The 24,824-nt window shown below is 37.9% G+C and carries 21 protein-coding genes; 9 read left to right on the forward strand and 12 right to left on the reverse strand.

Annotated elements, in window-relative coordinates:
• Positions 1-242 (forward strand): hypothetical protein (locus B4A24_RS06755; RefSeq protein ID WP_293943792.1); only part of this gene is annotated, 242 nt, incomplete at its 5' end.
• 80 nt (positions 243-322) lie between these two features.
• On the opposite strand, the gene B4A24_RS06760 is transcribed toward B4A24_RS06755, so the two are convergent.
• From B4A24_RS06760 to B4A24_RS06785, 6 genes are all read right to left on the reverse strand, one after another.
• Positions 323-1,447, reverse strand: a complete 1,125-nt coding sequence (locus tag B4A24_RS06760; RefSeq protein WP_293943794.1) for a hypothetical protein — start codon at positions 1,445-1,447, stop codon at positions 323-325.
• Positions 1,448-1,488: 41 nt separating this feature from the next.
• Positions 1,489-3,939 carry an outer membrane beta-barrel protein gene (locus B4A24_RS06765; protein ID WP_293943796.1) on the reverse strand — a complete coding sequence of 817 codons (2,451 nt, stop codon included), beginning with the start codon at positions 3,937-3,939 and terminating at the stop codon, positions 1,489-1,491.
• A 16-nt stretch (positions 3,940-3,955) separates the two neighbouring features.
• On the reverse strand, positions 3,956-6,190 hold the full coding sequence (locus tag B4A24_RS06770; protein ID WP_293943798.1) for a peptidase domain-containing ABC transporter: 2,235 nt from the start codon (positions 6,188-6,190) through the stop codon (positions 3,956-3,958).
• 25 nt (positions 6,191-6,215) lie between these two features.
• On the reverse strand, positions 6,216-6,998 hold the full coding sequence (locus B4A24_RS06775; protein ID WP_293943800.1) for a hypothetical protein: 783 nt from the start codon (positions 6,996-6,998) through the stop codon (positions 6,216-6,218).
• A 544-nt stretch (positions 6,999-7,542) separates the two neighbouring features.
• Complete coding sequence (locus B4A24_RS06780; protein ID WP_293943802.1) at positions 7,543-8,865, reverse strand: lantibiotic dehydratase; 1,323 nt, start codon at positions 8,863-8,865, stop codon at positions 7,543-7,545.
• Entirely contained in the window at positions 8,849-9,253 is a 405-nt protein-coding gene (locus tag B4A24_RS06785) for a response regulator (RefSeq protein ID WP_293943804.1), read from the reverse strand. Before B4A24_RS06785 ends, B4A24_RS06780 begins: the two co-directional genes overlap by 17 nt.
• A gap of 468 nt (positions 9,254-9,721) precedes the next feature.
• Between B4A24_RS06785 and B4A24_RS06790 the strand changes: the two genes are divergently transcribed.
• Together B4A24_RS06790 and B4A24_RS06795 are read left to right on the forward strand one after the other, a co-directional pair.
• Positions 9,722-10,075 carry a hypothetical protein gene (locus tag B4A24_RS06790; RefSeq protein WP_293943806.1) on the forward strand — a complete coding sequence of 118 codons (354 nt, stop codon included), beginning with the start codon at positions 9,722-9,724 and terminating at the stop codon, positions 10,073-10,075.
• Positions 10,072-10,419, forward strand: coding sequence for an immunity protein YezG family protein (locus B4A24_RS06795; protein ID WP_293943808.1), 348 nt, complete (start codon positions 10,072-10,074; stop codon positions 10,417-10,419). Before B4A24_RS06790 ends, B4A24_RS06795 begins: the two co-directional genes overlap by 4 nt.
• A gap of 1,762 nt (positions 10,420-12,181) precedes the next feature.
• On the opposite strand, the gene B4A24_RS06800 is transcribed toward B4A24_RS06795, so the two are convergent.
• The gene (locus tag B4A24_RS06800) at positions 12,182-13,141 is read right to left on the reverse strand and encodes an Rpn family recombination-promoting nuclease/putative transposase (RefSeq protein ID WP_293943809.1); all 960 of its coding nucleotides are present in this window, start codon (positions 13,139-13,141) and stop codon (positions 12,182-12,184) included.
• Between the two features lie 282 nt (positions 13,142-13,423).
• Here B4A24_RS06800 and B4A24_RS06805 point away from each other — a divergent pair, with 282 nt between their 5' ends.
• From B4A24_RS06805 to B4A24_RS06820, 4 genes are all read left to right on the forward strand, one after another.
• Positions 13,424-14,662, forward strand: coding sequence for a hypothetical protein (locus B4A24_RS06805; RefSeq protein ID WP_293943811.1), 1,239 nt, complete (start codon positions 13,424-13,426; stop codon positions 14,660-14,662).
• Between the two features lie 90 nt (positions 14,663-14,752).
• Complete coding sequence (locus B4A24_RS06810) at positions 14,753-14,896, forward strand: hypothetical protein (RefSeq protein WP_293943813.1); 144 nt, start codon at positions 14,753-14,755, stop codon at positions 14,894-14,896.
• A 166-nt stretch (positions 14,897-15,062) separates the two neighbouring features.
• Positions 15,063-15,407 (forward strand): immunity protein YezG family protein, encoded by a 345-nt coding sequence (locus B4A24_RS06815; RefSeq protein WP_293943815.1) that lies wholly within the window; start codon positions 15,063-15,065, stop codon positions 15,405-15,407.
• A 529-nt stretch (positions 15,408-15,936) separates the two neighbouring features.
• Complete coding sequence (locus B4A24_RS06820; protein WP_293943817.1) at positions 15,937-16,818, forward strand: DJ-1/PfpI family protein; 882 nt, start codon at positions 15,937-15,939, stop codon at positions 16,816-16,818.
• Positions 16,819-16,896: 78 nt separating this feature from the next.
• On the opposite strand, the gene B4A24_RS06825 is transcribed toward B4A24_RS06820, so the two are convergent.
• Both B4A24_RS06825 and B4A24_RS06830 read right to left on the reverse strand, forming a co-directional pair.
• Positions 16,897-17,544 (reverse strand): DUF998 domain-containing protein, encoded by a 648-nt coding sequence (locus B4A24_RS06825; RefSeq protein WP_293943819.1) that lies wholly within the window; start codon positions 17,542-17,544, stop codon positions 16,897-16,899.
• 3 nt (positions 17,545-17,547) lie between these two features.
• A complete protein-coding gene (locus B4A24_RS06830) occupies positions 17,548-17,874 on the reverse strand; it encodes an SRPBCC domain-containing protein (RefSeq protein WP_293943821.1) in 327 nt (108 codons plus the stop codon).
• Positions 17,875-17,883: 9 nt separating this feature from the next.
• Here B4A24_RS06830 and B4A24_RS23850 point away from each other — a divergent pair, with 9 nt between their 5' ends.
• Both B4A24_RS23850 and B4A24_RS06835 read left to right on the forward strand, forming a co-directional pair.
• Positions 17,884-17,976, forward strand: a complete 93-nt coding sequence (locus B4A24_RS23850; RefSeq protein WP_409456488.1) for a helix-turn-helix domain-containing protein — start codon at positions 17,884-17,886, stop codon at positions 17,974-17,976.
• A gap of 105 nt (positions 17,977-18,081) precedes the next feature.
• Positions 18,082-18,426, forward strand: coding sequence for a TfoX/Sxy family protein (locus tag B4A24_RS06835; protein WP_293943823.1), 345 nt, complete (start codon positions 18,082-18,084; stop codon positions 18,424-18,426).
• Positions 18,427-18,532: 106 nt separating this feature from the next.
• Here B4A24_RS06835 and B4A24_RS06840 read toward each other — a convergent pair whose 3' ends face one another.
• From B4A24_RS06840 to B4A24_RS06850, 3 genes are read right to left on the reverse strand one after another with little or no spacing between them, the layout of a single operon-like run.
• The gene (locus B4A24_RS06840; RefSeq protein ID WP_293943825.1) at positions 18,533-19,501 is read right to left on the reverse strand and encodes a discoidin domain-containing protein; all 969 of its coding nucleotides are present in this window, start codon (positions 19,499-19,501) and stop codon (positions 18,533-18,535) included.
• A gap of 13 nt (positions 19,502-19,514) precedes the next feature.
• Positions 19,515-21,329 carry a RagB/SusD family nutrient uptake outer membrane protein gene (locus tag B4A24_RS06845; protein WP_293943827.1) on the reverse strand — a complete coding sequence of 605 codons (1,815 nt, stop codon included), beginning with the start codon at positions 21,327-21,329 and terminating at the stop codon, positions 19,515-19,517.
• Between the two features lie 9 nt (positions 21,330-21,338).
• Positions 21,339-24,728 (reverse strand): TonB-dependent receptor, encoded by a 3,390-nt coding sequence (locus B4A24_RS06850; RefSeq protein ID WP_293943828.1) that lies wholly within the window; start codon positions 24,726-24,728, stop codon positions 21,339-21,341.
• Positions 24,729-24,824: the final 96 nt, after the last annotated feature.

Genomic DNA, 24,824 nt, shown 5'->3' on the forward strand with positions numbered 1-24,824 from the left:
GTACTTTTGTCGGAATATTCAGTACGAGTACTCGCAAGGACAAAAGCCCAAAATATTTTACTTTCGCGGCATTGACCCACGACAGTTTCGACAAGCCGACGACTTCAATCATTAATAATATCGAATTCGAACGTTCGGCCCGTACCGGACGCAATCCTCAGACAGGGAGCCGCATTGAAAATAGCCGCCAAAAAGCTACCCAAATTTTCGGCCGGAAAAGCTTTAAAGGAAGCCGTCGATAAGCCAGGAAAAAAGAAGAAATAGTAGGTATAAAGGTTGATTCCTGAGATCAACCTTTATATTAATACGAATGGCGGGGGATCTAGTACCCGCTACTAGCTTTTCCTGCAAACCGTTGCTTAAAAATCCAGGAGTCTAAACTAAATGCTCGATAGTTATCGTTTTGACGTATCTGTGCTAAATGGGAGAGACAACTTCCTTCTATATCTCCAAAAGATTCAATAAACGATTGTTCCTCCGTATCGCCATGTAGATCCATATAAACGTGTCCATTTTGGCAAAATGAAATTTCGTAGGATCTGTTGCTAGAATTATCTTGAAATTTCTTTACAGTTGTCCATACGTTCTCTGAAGTTTGGGTAACATCCCACTTTAAAAGATTTCGATGGAGAAAGATAATATTTCCATTTGGGCTATACTGTGCCATTGAAATACCTTTAAAATTATTGGAATTGTCCAAATATCCGCAACAAGATGGTTCATATCCAATCATAAAATATTCAGATCCCAGCGCTTTCCAGGCGAAGCGGAAAGTATCTTTGTCTCCGAGTACCAAATGATAATATAAATCTGAATGTTCATTAAAATAAACGCACAAATTGAGTTCTTTCCAGCATTTTTCTTTATTGATCAGTATTTGTCCACTCTCCTGCTCATTTTCATATCTGTATTCCTTATCAATTATCTTCCATATGGGATTGTCTTCGTGTGTCTTCCAGTAGTCTGGCCAAAAGATAGCTCCTTTTTGTAAATATTGACTTTCAGCAAATAATTGTTCAGGATTAATGAGGCAAAAATTATCCGCGTCCAAATAAAGTACCTCCTTGAAGCTACTAAATTTAATTGCCAGAGGTTTAAGCATATAGCCTGAGGTAACCTCCGAAATACCATAGTCCAAAAAATCCTTACAGGTCACTCCTTGATCTTTCAGTTCTTTTTTGATTTCATGTGAAAGTTCCCCTCCTAAATGCCAAACCTCCACGGGCAAATTACATCCCACGTCTTTTAAAGACTTTAATAGCATCAAACAACAGGTGAGATAGCTAAATCCACCGGCACAGATAACAATGCCCTTTCCTGCATAAATCTCCTCATACGAAGGGATAGATTTTACAAATTTTCTCCAATGAGTCCTCATTCTCTTTATTTCGTTCTCTTGAAGTTCTAACTCGATGGTACGAAAACCATCACGATTGAAAGTATTCATAATATAAATGAAAGCATATTCACTAAAACATTGACTGTCTTCTAATCAATTCTAGATTCTTTTTGTAATTTTCTTGATTGTTTGGCAGAGAAAGATTTCCCAAAATTGTAGCTTAAACTAAGCTTCAAGTATCTTGATGTCAACTTATTAACAGATTCTATTGAAAGAAAATTACTAATACTCGAAACCGGATATTTTTGTAAGTTGAAAATATCTTCGCAAGTCAAAGCTATATTAAGTTTATCCTCCACAGCCTTTTGCTGCACCCCCAAGGTCAGGTAACCATTTGCCGCATATTTTACTTGGAAGTTATTTCTATCTGATGAATAAAAGCCAAGAAGCTGGACAGTGGTTTTTGGCAATACTTTTACAAATATGTTCATGGAACCCGAAAAATTTGTTATACCGGGTAATAAATCATCCTCTGGAACATATGATTTAAAAGACGGTCGTTGTGCAGATAAATACGTACTGATATTTACCAATTTTCCAAACTGATTCTGAAGCATTAGATAGCCTCCGATCTGTTTTTGAGTAAAATCATTGTAATAGTTTATCTCTGCACTCCCTTGGTCCCCGTTATATCTTGTAATATTGTCAAACATATCCTTAGAGGAACTTGCATAAAGGGAAAATATTAACGAATGGTTATCATTGAACCTATGGGAATATTGGGCATCCAATCGATTTGTAAAGTAAGGCCTCAAATTCGGATTACCGTTAGTTAAATAGCCAAGATTATTATCTACTACAAAGGGATTGAGCATACTGTATCCGGGTCTTTCGATCCTCCTATTTCCAGCTAAAGAAACACTATTCTTGCCATCTTCAGAATCAAAACGTAACGAAAAATTTGGAAAAAGATTTAAATAATCGTTCTTGATCTGCTCACCTGTCAAAAGCGATCGTAGTTTGTAGTCAAAAGCCTCCAGCCGCAGACCTGCTTCGAATGAAATGCGATCATGTTTACCTCCAAAGGACGAATAAATAGCTTTTACATTTTCATTGTATTCAATTTCATTGTTGCTACCTTCATTCTCGGGCGAATTTCCATTAATCGATAAATTTGTAAAAGCACTTTCCGTCTTTGCCCTATTGTATTTTCCGCCAAATTTTAATTCGTAGTTTTCTCCGATAGCTTTTTTATAATCTGCATTTAGTGTCCATATATCATAGGGCCTTTTGATGATAAGATTTCTGCTCTCATTTTCTAAAGAATTTATTTCGGAACCAGATTGGTCGTATGCCTGTCTCGTAAATGACATATTATTCTCGTTGGAATATTTTGAATAATTTAAACCAATTGATAGTTTGCTTGCCTTGCTAAAATCCTTATCGTAAGTCAAATCAACAATATGGAAATTGTTGTCAAGAAAATTTCGATCATTTTGTTTGACCTGTCTCTGAAATTTATCACTTCTGTCAAATATATCGGCATTTCTTTGAATTGGGTCAAGGCTATAGAGATAAGCATACCAATAACCAAAGCCAATGGTGCTGGTTGAATCAATATTATAGTTCACATTGGTTTTAACCGCGTGTGTCCGTTGAGATCTATCTATCTCTTGTTGTTGCCTATAAAGGTAACTTGAATCAGATGCTACGTAGTTCTTTATAACATCATTTCTTCGATATAGATTCTCAGCATATGAAAAATTATATCCAACTGAAACTTCCAAATTACTCTTTTTGAGATTTAGATTGATCGATTCATCCGTTCCCCAAAGTGTAGAGACGCTAGTGCTCGCTGATCCGAAAAAACCTAGGTTCGAATTTTTTTTCAGCCTGATGTCCAGCACTCCTCCATCTCCAGACGAGTCATATTCTGAACCTGGATTAGTAAGCACATTTATTGATAGGACATCATTGCTCGGAAGAGACCTAAGATAAGTTAGCAAATCTTTACCGCCCATATTCACCTTACGTCCATTGACCAATACGGTGGGGCCTTTCCCCAGTAATTGCAATTTGCCTTCCATTTCATCCACAGTAAGCCCAGGAACCTGCTTCAATAATTCAGCTATATTGGTACTGTTTCCTATAATGTTGTTTGTCGCATTAAACTTATATCCGCCGGTAATAAGTTCTAATGTCGGTCTTTTGGCAGTGACAGTAACTTCTTCCAATTTATTATCGATCTCTTTTAATTTAACTATACCTATGTCAAGAGTACGACCATTTTGCCTTTGTATTCTTTTCAACAACGGCTCATATCCAATGAAACTAAACTTCAGGTAGAAAGGTGAATGATTGAACTCCAAATTAAAGCCCCCAGTCTCGTTTGTCATTGCTGTTTTGACCGGAATGGTACTATTCCCGTCATCCAATAGATAGATGGAAACGAGATGTACCGGTTGCCCTGTGATAGAGTCGATCACTTTTCCGCTAATGGTAAATGTTGAATCGATTTTATCGTTGTATTGCGCACTGTAAGCTATCGTGAAAAAGAATAGACACGGAACGGATAAGAGAATTTTTTTTAACGTATTCATAAATTAGAGTTTATTTTTACCGATAATCCAACGACAATTGATTCTTTACTAATTCATAATAATGTCCGCGTTTCTCGAGAAGGCTCATGTGTGTACCAACTTCAATGATTTTACCATTCCCCATAACCACGATCTTATTCGCATTCTGGACAGTGCTTAACCGATGAGCGACGATTATGGCAGTTTTTCCGAGAAAGTACTCATTCAGATTATTCATTATTATACTTTCGTTGGATGCATCCAACGCATTCGTTGCTTCATCGAAGAATATATATTTAGGGCGTTTGTAAATAGCTCTGGCTATCAATAAACGTTGTTTTTGACCTTGACTCAATCCAGTTCCTTCCCCTCCGATTAACGTGTTAAGTCCGTTCGGTAGACTATTGATATATTCGTCAATGTTGGCCATTTTAATGGCAAACGCGAGTGTTTCTTCATCAATAGCCTCATTTGACATCACTATATTATTTCGGATCGTATCTGAGAAAATGTATCCATCTTGTAAAACAGTGCCACAAAGCGCCCTCCATGAAGACTTGTTAATACTATCAGTATTATATTTCCCAAGGAATATACTACCACTTAAGGGTTGATGAACAAGAAGGAGTAAATTCAATAGAGTTGTTTTCCCACTTCCACTTGCCCCTACAATGGCGGTGATGCCTCCTTCCTCAATTTCTAGATTAATGTTATCCAACGTCTTTTTATTGAAACTCCCAGGATAAGAGAAGCTCAAGTCTTGGATCTTTATGTTGCCAAGATCTTCATCTTGTACAAACAAACCATCTTTCTTTTCTTCGAGTTCCATTTCCATTACTTCATTTAGCCTATCTACGCTTAATTTAGCATCTTGACCAGTCTGCATAAAACTTATTAGTTGTTCAATAGGACTGTTTAGTTGGCCAACAATGAATTGAATAGCAAGCATTTCTCCAACAGATAAGGTTCCTCTCGTTACCGCATTTGCCGCTAAAAATAGGATGACTATGTTTTTAATTTGGTTAATACTTGACCCTCCGATTTCTTGGAATTGACTCAGTTTTAAAAATCTCGAATTCAACTTAAAAATTTCTGCTTGAAGTGTCTCCCATTCCCAGCGTCTTTTGTCTTCAGATAAACTTAATTTGATATCCCGTACTCCATTTATCAATTCGATCATCTTGTTTTGACTTTTCGATTGGAGGTCGAACCTTTTCGTATCTAATATTTTTCTCTTTTTTAAAGAAAACCATACCCATAAAGCATACAAGGAACTTCCAATGATAAAAATGAGGAAAATACCGAGGTCATAACTGGCTAACACCAACCCAAAAACTATTAAGCTTATTAAGGAAAATAAACTAGAAATCGAGCTACTTGTAATAAATGCCTCAACACGATTATGGTCATTAAGTCTTTGTACCATATCACCAATGTGCTTTGCATCATAAAAGGAAATCGGCAATCTCAATAATTTATAAAGATAGTTCGTCAACATTTTCAAATTGATGCGAGTACTTATATAAAGGAGAATCCACCTTCGTACAAAATCAATGGAGATCATTCCAACGAATAACATAAGCTGCCCTAACAGGATCAACGAGATAAAATTTAGATTCTTGTTGAGAACACCTACATCGATCATGTATTTAGTGAGCGTAGGTTGAAATAGTTGTAAGAAACTTCCTATAACAATTCCTACCAGCATCAATAGAATTAACGGTTTATATTGAAACAACGATTTATAAAGGTATCTAAAGCCAAATGTAGTATGGGGAATGGACTTGGTCTTTTCAAGAGCTGTTTTCTGAGGCTCCAAAAATAGCACAACGCCTTTACCTAGCTCTTCTTTTCCATATAACCAACCCTCCAAAAAATCATTCTTGCCATATTTAAGTTTTCCTTTTGCCGGATCAGCGACGAAAATGGTATCACCTTTGATTTTGTATACAACTACAAAATGATCGTCATTCCAATGAATAATACATGGAAGAATATTGTTTTGACGGAATTCATCAAATGAAATCAATGTCGAAGTCGGCACAAACCCCAAGTTTTTTGCAGCTGCTTCCAGACCGGACAAGGAAACGCCAGTTCTATTAACCTGTGATTGTTCACGCAGCAATTGCATAGGAAAATCTATTCCATAATAAGCAAGTATCATCTTTAGGCAGGTCGGTCCACAGTCCCTGACATCAAACTGTCTGAAGAGCGGAAACCCCTTAAAGCTGGGAAAATTAAAAATCCTAAGTTCTATATTAGCTAATTGCATTCGTGAAATATTTAATTTTTGAATGTTACCAATTCAGATTTTTCAAACAGTTATAATCGTATGCCCCTTTCAGAAACATCTCAGCTCTGAAATAATACTTCTCCTCTATTGCTTCAGATGCGAATTCATTATTAACCACTTTACTCAAATAATAATTCAAATATTCTGGAGCGGAATCGAACCCCTCTACATGGCACTGTGTTGCTCCAGCACTATAAAATCTCTCTAGTGGTGGCTCGTGCATCCTTTTATCTACATCTAAGCTTTGTAGAGTAAGTACATTGGGTACATATTTAATCTTTAGACCTCCTTTCAGTGCATCGTATAGAAAAACTCTATGTAGATCATATTGGAAGACTCCTCCAGGTCCAAATAGTTTGTTGAATTTTATCCTATTGTTGATTATGCTTTTCGCTTTTATTGTTATCTCAAATGGAAGCACGCTTTTGATAGTCTTTTCATCTAAATCGAATTCATTTGGCTTATAGTGCCTTAACCACCTTTTATTAAAATCCTGTATTTGAAAAATTAGGATATCATAAGCTTTATGCTTATTGTGCAGCTGCTGAATAATTTCAAGATCGTCGTTACTAGGGATCGAATAATGCGGCGAAAAGATAATAATTTCATCAACTGAGGAACTTAAAATATCGTTATAAATTTCTGTAACAGTACTACCTTGCTGTACTGTTTTTTTACCCTGTTTTTCATTACAATCAATGATATTGGCAGTCCACTTAACTTCATTGTCATGTCCACTAATAAAACCAAATAAGGGGCAATATGTATCGGCTACAACTATTCTCATTTTTTTTAACATTAGTATAGAAGTAATTTCCTCCAATTGGGATCATCTTCAATCTCTGGGGATAAGGCTGTTAACAACGTCCCGCTGATTCCGTCATAAAATGTGTTATTCATTGTATACTCATAAGTCGTATTTTTTAACAAAAAGTTGCACAATCTATCATGATGATACTCAAACCAGTCCTTTATATCCTTTTGCTGGACTAATGAAAAAATTGATCTAACACATTCAAGTATTCCGCTCAGTCCAGTAGTTTGACCAATTGCAAAATTTTCAGGTAGCTCCAATTCGACTTTATCCAATATGAATTTGCAATAGTTGTATGCAGTAGTATTTGTGATAGTTGTGTCTATTTTATCATTCGCTTTTAAAAGAAATAGACAAACCATTAAATCCCTTTTAAAATCACACAGTTGAAAGGGTATGCGATCAGATTCCTCCATCCGCTGCTCTAAATATGGATTAAGTATACCAATGCCCTCAGAAAGAATGGACTGTAAGTTGTCAGGTTTAACCTTATGAAGGTTGCAACAATTTAAAATTACTAGCAATAACTTGATTCCCTTTCAATAGCTTTGATATCTTCATAATCCAGATGAATAGACCGTATCGTTTTAGCTACATATACCTCATGTTTAGCTATAATGGAATGAACAAGCTCCTGCATCCGGTCATGGGATTCGTTTTTTCTCAATCTACCCAATCCCTGAATTAAAGGATTGTCATCAGCAATTCCATTAACAATTTCTCCATAACCTATACCACTTTCATGATCAATTGCTTCTAAAAACGGTATCTCCCTGTCGCCATATCTGGCCAGAAATTTTCTACGAAACAATATAAAGTCTTTGGGCATTTTAGCCTTATTAATTACTGATAATTCTTCTACTTCTTTCGTTATCTCATCAATAATCCGCCTGCTTATCTGATTTGATGTGGTTCCAACCAACATATCGGCCTGAAATAGATTTTTACCCGTGGCTACATGAATGTCTTCGCAAACTTTTCTAAATGTAAACGATTGAACATTTCTATAGTTGGTGTTGATCGTTTGTAAGCATTGCTCCAAACCTACCAATGTGGAAAGTGGTAAATCCTCGTGATAAATGGCTTTTAAACGTGAAATTGTATCATTGGAATTGGTTCTGGTAACACAGGGTTCCAATTCAGAGATGAGTAATTTGATTCCGATCAGTTGATGAATAAATGACTCTCCCTTGCTTTCATCGATACCTAATTTCTTTAATGATTCAACCAGTTCATAAAAGTGCTTTCCCTTTTTTGCAAGGTTTAAGATATTTTCTACTAAAGGATTCCTAATTACCTTTGCCCACTGATAACTACGTCGATTTACAGCTTCGTTAAAATCTATATATTTAAAATAATCGGTATTATCATACAAGGTACTATTGGTATAATAGCAGAGTTGCTTTTGAGTTTCTGGATTTTCTAAAATTAACCTCGAAAGCTCAGCAGTAAAGCCCATATCTAGTCTATAAGAAGAAAAAAACTCACCTAACAACCTTATTGCATTCGTTGATTCACATAGTTCTCCAACCGAAATCCCTGAAAACTTACCGTAGGGAGTTGGACGGGTCGACATACGGCTAATATACTTGCACAATGTCTCCAACAGCTTATCAACCGATGGTGTATAACCAGCATTTAACGCTCCCGTTAATTCTTCAAAAAGGTTTCCACTTGCAAGATAGATTGCATCTAAAATCTCTGGATCATCAAGTAAGTTCATTATTGAGTTCCAGATATCTCCTTTTTTCTGCAATACGTTAATTTCGTTAACTACACCAGAAGGCAACCGGGGTACACGCAAAAGATAGAAATCGAAGGCATTAAATCTCGACGCCATACCGATACCCTTTTCCTTTGTTTATCACTTCATTAACACATTGGTCGAAACTTGCAAACGAAACCGGCTTTGGAAGCTCGTAGATATCGCCTTTAGGTAAATCCCCTTTATAATGGCTCAAGGGTATCCCTGAAACAACGATGATACTGGACGTAACTGGAAGTTTTCCAAAATGGTAAGAGCCAGATTCCCCGGGAGGAATTACCAGATCAAGGAAAATGATGGCAGGTCTATGCTTTTCAAGTATGTCTCTTACTTCGGAGAGTTGGGTTCCAACAGCTAGAAGTTCAAGATCTCCCCTACGGCTGATATAGTCTACCATCATTTCAATTGCCAGAACTTCATCTTCGATCACTAGGCAGGTAAAACGGTTCGGCTGGCTACTCATTTTCGTTCTGTTACTATTTGTATCTAAAGGTGCATTAAGCACCCAAAACTGCTAACGACGTTGTAATGGTTATGCCACTTATGGTGTCTTTATCGTCGCCCTAGAAGTTTTCTCTGTTTGCAATTTCATAGTGATCTGCGCTGCCGATCACTTGCTTTTCAATCTGTAAAAATTGTTCGATTTGATATGCATTAAACTTGTCCATAATAAAAATATTTAGAAGTATTTTAAATGAATTTTATGCTAATCTGGGCGAATCATAGAATTCACAGAAATTTTTTCGTCCAAGTGAAGTTTGACTAATTCGAAATGCAGTTTTCACCCTATTTTATATTTTATAAACCTCATAAGTATCTTATTATATTTTAGCTAAACTTACTACAAGTTATCGTTGAATATTTCCCCGCATATGTTATTAATAACGGATACCATGAACTCCAACGGATAGTAAACTTTCAGATATAAACTTTGGTAGCCAAAAAAGAAGGCGGGAATATTGCTAAAGTTACTGATGGTGCAGACGATATAATAGAGTTAGCTCCAGGTTTTAAAGGAAACTGGAATAAAGCCTGGAACGGAACATTGAAACCAAATTCTAAATATAAAGTTGGAGACAAAATTTATGAAACAGAAGAACTAGGAAAAATTGGCAGAAATGAATATCAACAAGGAAAATCCGTAACTTTAAAAGATGGAACAAAAGGAGTTGATGAGGGTGATGAGGGCGTAAGTAAAAGACCCTCTGAAATTGAAGTTTTTTATAAAATAGATGGTAAAGAATATATAAAAACTTTCCCTAATAATAAATTTAAAATATTATGACAGTAGATGAGATTTATATAAACATTGGACAAAGCATAGTAAATGCTATAGAGGATGAAAGTTGGAATGAGGCAAAATTAAATATCGAAGTTTTAGGAACAGGTGTGGTAAGCTACAATGGAGAATATATAACGGATAATAATGAGGTAAAAAACATATCTGTAAGAAATATTTCTAGAGATATTCGAAATTGGATCAGAGAATTACACGATATTACGATAGAAGGAGATAGTAATAAATGGAATAAAGCCATTTTTAATCTAAATGCACAAGGCAAATTTAATATGGAATTTATCTGGGATCAGGAACTGCACGATGAAATAGTAAGATTATCAAAAGGATAGAATAGTATAAAGGGTTTCAAATAGTCTTCTAGATCAAATCTTAGAAGGTTTCAAAAGCATTATAATACGCACTGGTTCCCTTATTATCTGACGGGAGTTAGCTTAAAATTTCTGGAAAATGATTCTGCCCGAATTCGAATAGGCAATCTGACAATTTTTAGAAACTGTCTTATAAAGTGCCCAGTTGGTGTTACACTTCCCTCCCAAGTGTCCATGTTGATCTAAAAATAACCTTTATTAAACTCACAAATTTTAATTGTGCTCAATATTTCATTTTGTAAGAAATGTTCAATGCTGTTCGCCTTTAAACGATCTTTCTTGACAAGTTTAAATTTGATTGTTCCATAAGTCAGTTTAGAAAACTCCACCCTTAATTTCTCAATTTCTAATTTATGCACTTGTTCTCCATCTTCTAAAAAATGAACTTTTCGTAGGAAATTGGCTGGGATGATTACCGAAATAAAAACCTCCCGAAAAACCAGTATGATTTGTAGTGTCGGCAGGATAAAAATAGTAAACGCGGTTCATAGTTGCAATCTTGAAAAACATTGCCAAATAGCAAGATAATAATGATCTAGTCAATATAATATTTGCTCGAAATGAAATATAGTTCGAAAAGAATAAAAAATATAACCATTAGAGCATACCAGATTGAGTTTTTACTTTTTGAAAAAGCGAGTATTAAACATAATGAAATATGGCTTATCATTTTTACACCATATATGGGCATCAAATTTTCAAGATAAACTTGTCCTTTTAGTAGAGTATCTAAAATATCTGCCGCATAAATTATAATTAATCCAACAAAAATCCACTTCTTCCTTGAAAAAAAATAATTTTTATAACTTTCTGAATAGTCTCTGACATCTGATGGATACAACAACTGACAAAGTGTAAAGTACATCAATATATAGGTAATCACTAAAATATATTCGGTGAAGGTCCAAACTCTTACGTCTCTCAAATTGTACTCCCACCACCAAAAATGAATCATCTGAATAAATAAATACAATACCCATAACAAGTGTATCCAATATGGCTTCGTTCTTCCCGGATGTTGAATAAATTTTACTGTACCATTAAGAAGACTTCCTATGCTTAAGCCTAAAATGATACTTATCACTGTCTTAATATGGTTGAAAAAATCCATTATTATTTTGTTCTGTTGATATCATTTTAACTTGAATCTTTTTATATCGATAATCAATCTTAAATATAATTAAATTTGTGGTATTCTAAGCAAACTGCGAAATCGAAATTGCAGTTTCCATAACCAAAAAAAGATATGAGCAAAATTCGCCTTTTCAGTACATAAGAAAAAAACAGATATTACATAACATCTGTTTTTTAATCCCTATTCAATTATTCAATCCGTAGTCGTTCTTCCTCTAAATCTAATTTCAGAAGGTAATGCCTGGTGATTCAGGTGTCTTAAGCCATTGATGCCTTCTTACGGACAGGAATAAACCTCCACATACAACAGACAATACACCTGAAGAATGCACTTCCTCCGCTGCGATAACGCTCCCCTATATGTACATCTCTGTTTTATGGCTTTGACATTTTATGCAACATTCACAGACGGTGATTGGCTGAGGTATTTTACGGGGAGTTTAGATTTTAACTTGATTATTTTTGGATTGCAAGTTGCCGGACTTATTTATGCAGGATACTTACAGGCGCAAAGAAATAGAAAGATATATTCGATAATGAGTCCGGGGCTGATTGGACTAGGAATACTGATATCATGTTTACTCCTGTACTAGAGCTTTTCGATCTCTTCGACAGAAAGTCCTGTGCCTTTAGCAATATCAGCTATAGGTAATCCCATTTCCTTAAATGCTTTAGCAGTCTCAAGAGCTTTTTTGCGCTCCCCTTCTGCTAGACCTTTTGCTTTACCTTCCGCTAGACCTTCCGCTTTACCCTCCGCTAGACCTTTAGCATGGCCTAAAGCTTCTCCGGATTTCTTGGCCGAATTGAACACACTCTCAGCATCGCGCTTATGTTTTAAACTTGCTTCGTATGACATTAGTTCCTCCTCCGTTAATTTACCTATCTCTCCTATCTCAAAGATAAGACCAAATATTCTTTTATCCAAAAATGATGGCAATCTATCCATGGTACTCAAGTGTTTAAGTAAATACAACCACTGATCCATAACTGTCTTTAGCTCCTCTGGCTGTTTATTGAACAATGGAAGGGAAATCATCTTATACCCCAATTTATCATAAAATATTTCTTTCGTCAATTTGTCACAGAGCGCGACATCATAAAAATAAGGGTGTTCTGTGATACGGGTTACACCGGAACTTCCATTTCCATCCATATTAAACTCCAAAATACCGATAAAATAAACTTCCGGCAGGTAATAATCACTGCCCTTCTTTCCTCGCGCTAATTGCTTATTGATGAGACGCGAGGTATAATACACGGCGCGATCTTTAAAAAACTCCTGAAAGAGCTGCTGCATCTCGATGATGAAAACCTCGCCATCGCTGCTCATACAATGTAAATCGAATACAACGCGACGCATTTCTTCATAATCGCCATCATGCTCTACAGGCTTGTATCTCAGATCTGAAATTATCTTCTCTCCCTGAAACAAGCTATTGAGAAATTCAATTAGTAAGACTTTGTTGTCCTCTCTACCGAAGTAAAATTTCCAACCGAAATCGGTACGCGGATCTACATACTTACCAAGGTGTTTTTTTGATCTTGCCATAATTTTTGTCAACTGGTTATCAGTCAAATATATAACAATAAATCGAAAAACTAAAATAATTAGCAAAATAAATATTAGGGGAAATCAATAATTGGGTTTCATGTGTCCAACTAATTAACTAGAAAGATTACAATCAATTTCGGACATGTTTATTCATAATATGGACGTGTAAAGTGTCCGTTTTTAGAGGGGAATTGTCCGGTATCGTACAGTGTTGCTAATTCAAGGTTTTTATTTTCAATAGCATAGCATTCTGGCAAGTACTTTGTTGATCTAGTGAATATGAATAAACCAATATTTACCCTTCTGTTTGTTTTGGTGGCGACTGTTAGCTTTTCACAAAGATTAACTAAAGCAGACTATATTGAAGATCTAGAGTTCTTAAAAAGAACTTTACCCGTCAGACACACCAATCTATTCGCAAAAACAACAAAAGCTACATTTGAGAAGCTCGTGGATGATATTGCTGACAAAGCGGATTCTTTGAATTATGATATGTTCACAGTAGAACTGTTTAAGCTGATGGTAAGTATAAAAGACGAGCATACATTTGTCGAACGACAATTCAATCGGATATTGCCCATTAAGCTGGGTATGTTTAAAGGAGGGCTATATGTAACAGGCATAGATTCAGCCTTTATTTCGGTATTAGGAAGCAAACTAGTAGCGATCAATAATCATAGCTTCAAGCAGATTAATGCTTTATTTAAGGAGGCTATCCTAAGTGAAAATCAATCTTATTTCAACGATCACCTACTCCATTTCATAAACAATCCGGCTTTTTTAAAGGGGCTTGGAATCATTGATTCGGACAAAGAAGCAGAATTCACATTTGTTGGTGACAACAATAAAATCAGTAAGATTAAATTGACTTCATTGAAAGGCAATGACATAAAAAAATTAAATCTAGCAGATGGGCCGGTCAATCTCCTATCAAAAAAGAAAAAGGGAAACTATTGGCTGGAATACGATACTGAGCACAAAATCCTTTATTTTAATTATAATAAATGCAGGGAAGAATCCGCTCTCCCTTTCGATCAATTTAATAATGAATTGTTCACGTTGATCGATGCTGAACGTCCAGATAAAATTGTGTTGGATCTGAGGTATAACAATGGTGGTAATTCCGGCATTTTAACGCCATTTATCGAACGGATCAAAAATAGTTACCTGAATAGAAAAGACAGCTTTTTCGTATTGATAGGCAAGAATACATTCTCCTCGGCTGTGATGAACGGCGTTGAACTGAAGAAAAATTCGAATGCAACCTTTATCGGTGAAGAAACCAGTGGCTCAATCAATCATTATGGTGAAGTGAGGGGCTTTAACTTGCCAAAATCTGATATTGTAATTGCTTACTCGACGAAATACTGGGAGGTATGGAAAGGAAAAAAAGGGCCTTTAAAACCTGACATTAAGATAAACTATACGATTGAGAATTATATGGAAGGAAAAGATGAGGCATTGATGAGAATATGGTCCCAAAGATTGGAAGACAATAATAAAGGTACTATCCAATAACATTTGAGATAACTATAAGGTTAATTTATATATGCCCAAAGGTAACGTAAAAGCAAATTCAGTCAACTCTTTGGATTAATTAGCGTCGATATGAATAATTTAGAGCCTGCCCCATTATGGACATTAGTAGCTAACATAAAACGGGAAATTAGCTATGGTGAAGGGAAACGACAAACCCGTATCGGCACGAAACAGTTTAGCCCCGGTACCAAATATGGAAGCAATCGAAAGTAATTTGAATGAAATTTTATCGTCAACAAAGACTCAGTATCAGTATCTGAGAAAATATATTTATATTTAACATAGCGGTAGAGAATTTTAGCGAATTAAATATAGCAATCCCTGCTATATAAATCCACCGCAATTTTTTACTTAATTTAGGACGCTTCTGATTAAAAATATGAAAACAGTTGACGAAATTTATGGCTCTATAACCAACAATATTAATTCTGTAATTAACGAAGAGTGGATTAAAGCAGAATTAAATATAGAAGCTATTGGAGAGATGGCTAGTTTTACAGGAAATTATATCAACAGCAATAATGAAAAGAAGCAAATTGATGTTGATGAGTTCGACTTTCAATTAACATTTGATATTCTGGAGCTTCACAAAATAACTACTGAAGATGACAGTAACAGATGGAATAAAGCTTTTTTTTTCTTACGATCTGATGGAGAGTTTGAAATGCAATTTGTATGGGATCAGGAGCTGCATGATGAAGTCGTAAGATTATCAAAAGAATAGAATAATATATAAGGAGGCTGCCGCCATTTGTAATGATATGACGCTGTCTCCTATACGATCAATGCCAACAAAACAAGTATTTTATTTGCAGCACCGTAAAATATAAAGCGCGGTAATTGACAGGTAAATAACACTGCTTTGGTCATAATTTCCGTTTCTGTCGGCCCCGGACCCGGCCTCTTCTAATTGACGCGACGCCTGCTGCTCGGTTTAATTATCGAGATTTTAAAAAAAACGAATTATTTCGCAATAAAACTATATACCTTAAATTATCAGAAAAACTACTGCCCTTTTTAACCATGGGTAGTTTCTTAGACCAGCTCGGCGCTAGGTCTACCATACAATATTTTTTTATGCGAAACAGCATTGGTTTTGCAGTTGTTATCTCTTAAAGATCATCTAAAATGTGGGCTTGTGCAACTTATGAGATTTTCATTCTATAGTAAATATATCAAAGCAAGTTGTTGTAGAGCAATAAACATTTGGATGTTATCAATAACACGAATTATAAATCATAAAGGATATTACTATGTCATTATTTTCAAACGATTTGAGCAAAGAACCGGTATTTGACGGCATTGGTTATGAACCATCCTTCTTTTCAAGAAAAGCGATGGTTGCAACTAAAACAGATTACAGTAAAAAGAAGTACGGAGACGTCAACAAGGATACCAGAAAAAAGATTCTCGTGCTCTGTACTGAGGAGCGGTATATGACCATGAAAAATGGCAAGAAATTTTCAACGGGCAATCATCCCGTCGAAACGCTGGTTCCTATTCTTCATTTTGAACAAGCGGGATTTGAAGTTGACTTCTACACACCAACTGGTGGTACTGTAAAATTTGAAATGTGGGCAATGCCTTATGAAGATGAAAACATTGGTAAAATTCTCGAAAAGTATAATACACAATTTTCAAATCCCCATAGCCTCAAGGACTTTATAGCTGATACCAATAAAGCATACGTTGACTATGTGGCCGTTTTTATTCCAGGCGGGCACGGCGCAATGCTTGGGCTACCAGAGAATAATGATGTAAAGGAACTTATCAAATGGATAGTAGTTGAAGATAAATATCTATTGGCAATCTGCCATGGTCCAGCAGCGCTCTTAAGCGCAGCAGATTGCGGCGACGCTGTGTTTCCCTTTAAGGGGTATAAGATCAATTCGTTCCCTGATGAAATGGATATGACTTTGCCAGAAAGTGGATATCAGCCCGGAGAGATGCCTTGGTTTTATGGCGAAAAACTCAAACAACTTGGGGTTGAAATTTTGAATAAAAAAATTGCGGGCGATTGTCACGTTGACAGAAAATTGATTACTGCTGATAGCCCATTAGCGGCTGATAAATTTGGTAAACTCTGCGCAGAGGAGCTGTTGGCCCATGAAAAATCAAAAATGAATAACGGGTAGTTGGTGGAATTGAAAAAGCGGCCCATAAAAAATAGTTGTTAATTTTTATGGGCCGCTTATGTATATTAACCATTGGGCCTATTCTTTTATTTTTATTGTATGTTTGGTAAATAAGAATACCCAAATTGCAGCGCAAATAATCATAAACCTCCCCGCCCAACCAATCAATACCTCCGGTCCGAGGTTTCCATTATTTTTCGGTAGATAAATTGCCATACTGATGATCAAGACGACTTCAGAAAACCAAAGTAAGATCGTGGCATAAGCCAACGGTTTTCTTGTTTCCCTGTAGACGGGATTTTTATAAGACTGCCAGACAAAAAATAATGAAGCAAAAACCAACATTCCCGAAAAACCTGCTCCAATACTATGAAGTGTTCCGGTAGTAGTCATATTTTCATTTAATGTTGAGGCTGGATCCGTGTTGAATATTCCTGCTATTAAAAAACCAACACTAGAAATTGTCAATAAAACAGCGCCAATTCTTCCGAGGGTTTTCCTGTAAAATTTTAAAGAAATAACGGTTGCTGCTCCGGTGGCCACAGCCATTGAAAAGAATACCAATCGCATCAGCCAACCCTGTCTCCCCAGTGCATACTCACTGATGGGTTGCCATGTAGGATCAATCTCTTGCTCGAGAATGTGTAACAGAATAAGAAGAAAAATAAACAGCATACTACCGATGACGCTTAGCTTGTTCAGCAATTGAATATTGTGGGTTATCATAGGCTAATTGTTTTTGGATAATAATCTATCAAGTTTATTATACGAGTCAATAACACCATATTCCATTCCTGATTCGACCATTCCATTTCGGTCTTCTATGGATTTGAAAATAATTTGAGTCGTGAGCCTTGTCCGACCATCTTGTAGTGCTTCAAAATTTAAAAATTCCAAAGATACATGACCTCTTTCTGGCAGTCCCTCGAATTCAAAAGTCCGTATAATTCTTTTTGCGAATTCCGTTTCGTGAATGACTCCGCAGAACCCAAAACTATTTCCATTTTCGTCCGAATGAACGAATCGCCAGGCTCCTAAATTTTTATTTTCAAGCAAGCAACTGAAATAGCGTTTGAATTGGGATACTGTTCCTTACAGCACTTCAGTAATGCTTTCAGGAAAAAGTTTGGCATTGCGCCAAGTAAAGTCAGACGTTAAGGTAGGGATTATTGAGGAGCTTTTCGCTCAATAGATACCCAAGCTCTCCTCATCTTTTACAATCGTAATTTTTAAGTAATTTTAAATAACAAACAAACTGAACTGATGGCTTATAACAATGAACTTGCCAACCGGGTCCGAGAAAGGCTTGCAATGGAAGAAAATATTGAAGTTGAAGAAAAGGAAATGTTTAGCGGATTATCTTTTCTGGTGAATGGGAAAATGTGTATCAATATCAGCCATGACAATCTGATGTGTCGCTATAATCCAGAACTAGAAGATAAGGTTTCGACGAAAAATGGTTTCTTACCGATGATCATGAAAGGAAAGCAGCTAAAAGGCTATTGTTATGTCGAGCCTATCGGTTTTCAAAACCCCGATGATTTTGAATATTGGATAAAAATCTGTCTTGATTATAACCCAATTGCAAAAGCTTCGAAGAAGAAATGAAAAATGCCGCTGAGCCAGGATAGGGTCATCTCAGAAAAAGGGACTGTTATAAATCGCTATCCGATTTACCAGTCCCTTTTTCATGTCATTAGATAATCTTTAGCTTTTAATATCCAAAGACATCTACTTCTGCCAGATGTGTTGAAGCTTGATTATTAAAATTGTCCTTCATTATAATTTTAACCTGTTTCAGATATTGTGGATCAACCGAAAAGATTTGGGTATCCAACTCTTGTTGATTCATCACTTGATCTTTAAGCAGGGGTATCCATGTTTGTCCATCCTTAGTTCCTTCGATATCGAATGTTTTGAATCCATTCGCATTGTTTTGTCTCCTGGTGAGGCCGATTTTAGTCACATATAATTCATTTTTAAAATTAATCTGTACCCAGTGTGGGAAAGAAGGACTACTCGGCGACCACATGGAATGCCAGTAGGAAGTTATATTTTCATCAATTAATGCCTCAGCTATTCCATTGCCTTCACCTTCGCCGGATTCCTGGATAGAGGATGCTGTAGCTGTCCATTCTGCTTTTGGCAGGGATTTTTCCACAACCTGGGCGAGATAGAAAACCGTGGAGCCATTTGTAAGAAATTGATACCCCTGATTATTTGTTGCCTTTAGGGCCAGCATATACTTTTTGGTCAGATCAAATTTTTCAGGCTTATAGGTCAATGTCAGATTATCCGAAGACAACTGACCAGACCTGATAGAGCTGGATGTTTTGTCCAATAAATAGCTTCCTGCTGGAAAGGGCAGATATTCTTCTTCCCCTCTGATCCTTCTGACTGTATTGACGCTGTCCAGGGCTGCTACATCTTCTTCCAGATGCACTTGGATATCTGATGCGGGTAAACCCAAACCGCCATAATTTACACAAAGCACATCTTTTCTTTCATCAATCTGCGGGAATAGCTGTAGCTCCTGAATCCCGTTGACGGCTTTCTGCACACTAAGGTAAACTCCATCTTTGCTGTCTGTCTGTTTTTTGTAAGCCACTTCTTCTTTTTGACATCCTGCACATACCATTGCAGTGAATGCCCATATTATCATTGATTGATTTATCGTTTTCATGATCTAAATCCTATTAATATCCGGGAACTTGAACCAATTGTTTGTTTCTGTCGATTTCCATTTGGCCCCAAGGCATAAAATAGAACCTATCCTTCCATTCTGCACGTCTAACAGCAACTACTCGTTTATGAAAGCTGGGATCACTCAGGGAAGTTCCACTTGACATATCCATTCCATAGAAATCTCCGCCCTGTCTGTAACCATCTTGATCGGCAACCTTCCATCTTCTCACATCAAAGTATCGTTTTCCCTCAAAAGCGAGTTCAATTCTTCTTTCTAAACGGATTTCCTCACGCATCCTATCCTGTGAAAGCCCGGAAGCAATACTAGGCAAACCCGCCCTATTCCTAACTTTATTCAGGTAAATAGCGATATCTGGATGATTGGGCTGAGATTCGTTCAATGCTTCCGCATAGTTTAGATACAGCTCCGAAAGCCTGATCAACATCGCGACACGGTTTACTCCTACACCGGGATTCACACTAAAGGTCGGGTGGATATTTTTTCTGGCGGTATATCCCGTCTTGGGCCAATCCCTGGGTGCACCATTTTTACCAGAATTTCCCGAAGAGTAGAATTCTACGCGTGTCATCCCCGACTTTGCCGCTCCGGGAATTTTTGAACCATTGAAAGTCACATAGGCATAGAATCTTGGTTCGCGGTCGCTGTACATCGCATTGGTACCTGTATCAAAATAAGGCGTTCCCTGTTTTACATAGGTAGTTTCATCATAAGATGAACTTTGCTGAATGGACTGTCCATTGGCCATGCGGAAATCATCGACAAATTCCTGAACAAGTGCCAAACCATTGTATGCTGTGCCCGCAATTGCACGTGGAGCAGAGGAAATTTCCCATTGGTTACGGTTTGTTGCTGGCCTGACCCAAACTCCTTCGGTTTGGTATCCATCCCAGAAAACATTCCTCGTTGAAAGGAAAGCCGTTTCAAAAGCGTCGGCACCATTCTTGACAAATAGGGCTTTTCCGTTTCTTTCGGCGATATCAATGGCCGATTTTGCGGTGGTCGCGGCTTTTCCCCATTTGGAAGCTTCATAAGTAGCACTGATCAGTTGCTTGCCGTCAAGATTTCTCCAGTTGGACAGATCTGTATTGCCATTATACAAAGGACTTGCCGTAAATAGGGTGATTTCGGATTTGACTGCCTCAACAACCATTTTTCCTATGCGACCAAGTTGGGTATCGGTATGGTCATCTGGCATGTCCGCAGCTGCTTCATCCATTTGTTTGATCACAAAATCGACACATTCATCCCAGCTGCTTCTTGGGATCTGGTAATTGTCACCAACGGCATCTTCTTCATTTAAAGGAAGAATAACAACGGGCCCCAATGATTTCATGGCCAGCCAGTAATAATAGGCCCTTAGAAACTTGGCCTCCGCTTTGTATTGTTTGATCAGAATTTCACCATTGTCGGCATCCTTTAACTCCTGGCATTTATCTACATTGTTGATAAAAATGCCACATTGCCTGATCTTTCGATATTGCTTGACATAGGGTGTGGGCACATTATCAGAAGAAATAGCGCCTGAATTAAAGTTATTCAAGGTACCGTCAGCCCAGTTGGACGCATCGATTTCATCTGAGATTGCTGAATAATTGTAAGAATAGGGTTGATTCCATATATCAGGGATTTCGGCATATAGCGATCCCCAGTAATTTTCAGTTTGCGAACGGTTAGAAAAAATGCTCTCAATATTGAGCAGGTTATCTGGCTGGGCATCAAAAAATTTGTCATTGCAGCCCTGCATCAGGAGACTGGCAGATGTCAATAGGGCTAAAAATTTTATTTTATTATTTCGGAATTTCATGTTGGTCTGTTATTTAAAGTTAATTCTCATACCGAGATTAAATACTCTTGTATTGGGATAGGCCACACCTCGCCCATCACCCATTTCCGGGTCCCAAAACTTCCATGGGGAAATGGTGAACAGGTTGGTTCCATTGACATATAATCTCAGGTTACTGATACTTAGCTTATCCAGAAAAGTCTTATTTGAAAAATTATAGCCCAATTCTGCTTGCTTTAATCTCAGGAAGTCGGCACGCTTGAGCCACCAGGTGCTGGTATAATAGTTTGTGGTAACTGTTTCATTTGTCGATAAACGGGGATATAGCGTTTCTTTGTCCGGATTTTCAGGATCCCAACGGTCTGTCACATACTCGTACATATTGCCAAAGGTTTTTCCTTGGGAGAATGGGGTTACCGCGTAACCTGAAGCATAGTTCATATCCACCATCCCTACTCCCTGGAAGAACATGCTGAGTTCAAAACCTTTATATCCTCCACCTAGCGTAAGCCCATAGGTCAATAAGGGTACATCGCCATATCCGATGGCGGTCTGGTCCATGGAGTTGATGATGCCATCACCATTTAAATCTTTATAGCGGATATCCCCCACGCGTACGTCTCCGGGTTGAGTTGCTGAATTGGCAATCTGTTCATCGGTCTTAAACAGTCCTTCTGAGATATAGCCAAACCGTTGGGAAATACGGTGTCCCTCACGGTCCAGATAGGGATATGCCCAAGGTGGAAGGTTATCTCGAACCGCTTTATTCGAGTTATAGTTCATCGTGCCACGGGCCATAAAGAAACCATTGGTCATCTTTTTATTATATTCCAGTGTCAGGTCAATGCCTTTATTCGCCGTTTCACCGATATTTAGGAAAGGGACATTACCCGAGTTGTAACCCGAGATATAGGGAATATCCAATCCACGCATCAAGATTCCCCTTCGGTCTTCCTTGAATATTTCGGCAATAAATTGCAGGTCATTGTTAAAAAAGTTCAATTCGACCCCCAAATTATGGCGGTAAGAAGTCTCCCAGGTGACATCACCTTTTAACAGCTGTTCATAATACCCCCTGTAGGTACGTTGGGATCCCGGTACACCAAAACTATAGGTGTAGCCATCCTCTTCTTGTTGGTACTTAGTCAAATATAAGAACCTAAAATTAGGGTCATTTAAGCTGGCATTTCCTGAACTACCATAGGAGTACCGCAGTTTGAAGTGTGGGATGATGGATTTTATAGGCTCAAAGAATCTTTCTTTGGAAACAACCCAGCCTGCCCCGATGGAGGCAAATAGTCCATAACGGTTATCGGGTGTGAAATTATCTGAACCGGAATAGGAGAAGTTGGATTCGAACAGGTATTTACGGTCATAGGCATATGTAGCACGTCCGACCACATTTCGTTGCCTGTAAGGAATTGCTGCCTGATAGGATTTCACTCGCTCATTGCCATCAGCAAAGTCTGATTGATTGAACAATAGCAAGCCACTTACATCATGTGGTCCAAAAGAACGGGTGTAATTCAGTGAACTTTCCAAATACATTCTCCTTGTTGAAAAGCGCAATAACTCGTATGACAGATCCGGAGAGCCCGCATCTGTCAGGGTCATTTTTAACGCGCCATTCTCATCCCTGCCTTCAGCGAAGTAGGAAGGAAGATTGCGGCTCCTTTTGAGGTTATTGTCCAGCGTGACGTCGAAGGCAAATAATCCATTCACTTTTAATCCTTCGGTGATAAAATCCAGGTCCTGCGTCAGGCGCAGGTTCGACCGGACCACATTATTATATTTATTGCTGATTCCGGACTGGGTCATCGCTTTATAGGGGTTTTCGGTTGTACCCTTTACCAATGGCCATAAGCCATTGGAATACCGGATAGGTGTGATATGCGGTGAATATTGTGTGGCCAGCGCAAAAATCTGATCTCTGCCCCTAGCAGGTTCATTATAATTTGATAGGAATCCGTTGATACCGAAATCTAATTTGGTCCTTTTGGAAATATTCACCCCCAGGTTACTGGTAAAATTGAAACGATCGTATTTCAATGCAGCATTATAACTTTCAATATCTTCAGTTTTGAACTGGCCGGTTTCGTTATAATAACCTAATGAAATATAATATTGGGCAACATCTGCTCCACCCGTAATATTGACGTTGGCACGGCTATTGGCTGCGTTTTTCTTGAACAGCTCATCATACCAATTGACATTGGGATATAAGTCTGGATCTACGCCTGTTCGATGTTTTTCGATAATATCTGCAGAATAGGCCGGTGCTTTACCCCTGAGTACCTGCCCTTCATTGAACAGTTCCATAAATGTAGGTCCATCAACGAATTTGGGAAGGTAGGTAAATCCGGTGATCCCATGTTGGATTTCAGCGGTAACGGAAGGCTTCCCTGCCTTTCCTTTCCTGGTATTGATAATAATCACCCCGTTGGCACCGCGGGTACCATAAACCGCTGTAGCCGTCGCATCTTTCAGGATCGTAAATGATTCAACATCTTCTGGGTCAATGTTATTGATATCACGGTCTGGTACCCCATCCACGATCAGTAAGGGGCTTTGGGGCGAACTGGCAAATGTGGATACCCCACGTACGAAGAGATTTGCCCCACTGCTACCAGGTCCCCCACTGCGTTGGGTGGCAACCACACCAGCTAACCGGCCCGCAATCGCAGTTGACAAATTAGCCACAGGAACCTTCAGCTCGGCCCTTTTAACGGTCGCTTGGGAGCCCACATTACTTTCTTTTTTCTGTGTGCCGTACCCCACGACGACAACCTCTTCAAGCCCTTTTTGATCTTCCACCAAAACCACCGAGATTTCTTTATCGCTAGCTGCAGTGGGGATCTCCTGTGATTTGAAACCGACCAAAGAAACGATCAAGGTAGCATTGTTGGGAACTTCCAGAATAAACCGACCATTGACATCCGTGGTTGTTGCACGTTTTGACTGACCTTCTACAGCAATGGTAACTCCTTGCAAATTGTTTCCCTTTACATCTTTGACTATGCCGTTAATAACCTTATTCTGAGGGATAGCTTTTGTTTCGTTCGGTTCAGCTGCCTTTCTGCGCACCACAATGGAATTGCCTTTCAGCTCGTAGCTAATTGGCTGTCCCTTAGTGATCAGATCCAGTGCTTCGGCCACACTCTTGGCACCGATATTTACAGTGACTGGATGTGCGCCCTGTAGGTTGGACTGAAATAGCACAAGATCATATCCGCTCTGTTTTTTGACGGCGTCAATGGCATTTCTTAAGGAAGCATTTTTTAGGTTTAGCGTTATTGTTTGCCCATAGGCTGCGCCAATCATGGGACCTGTACTGAGAAAAATAAAAATACAGGATTTTCTTAAAGCGTTACTGCCGGGCATGCGTTTGCATCCCTGTTTCACTTTTAATCTAAAATTCATAATTTTATAGGTTGTTAGTTGACTTCCAGCTGGAGCTTCTCACTTTTTCTGGAAATCTGATCATCTAATAATTTAGGGCGTGGGAGTGGTTGCAAC

This window comes from Sphingobacterium sp. UBA7249, assembly GCF_002472835.1.
Taxonomy (GTDB): Bacteria; Bacteroidota; Bacteroidia; order Sphingobacteriales; family Sphingobacteriaceae; genus Sphingobacterium; species Sphingobacterium prati.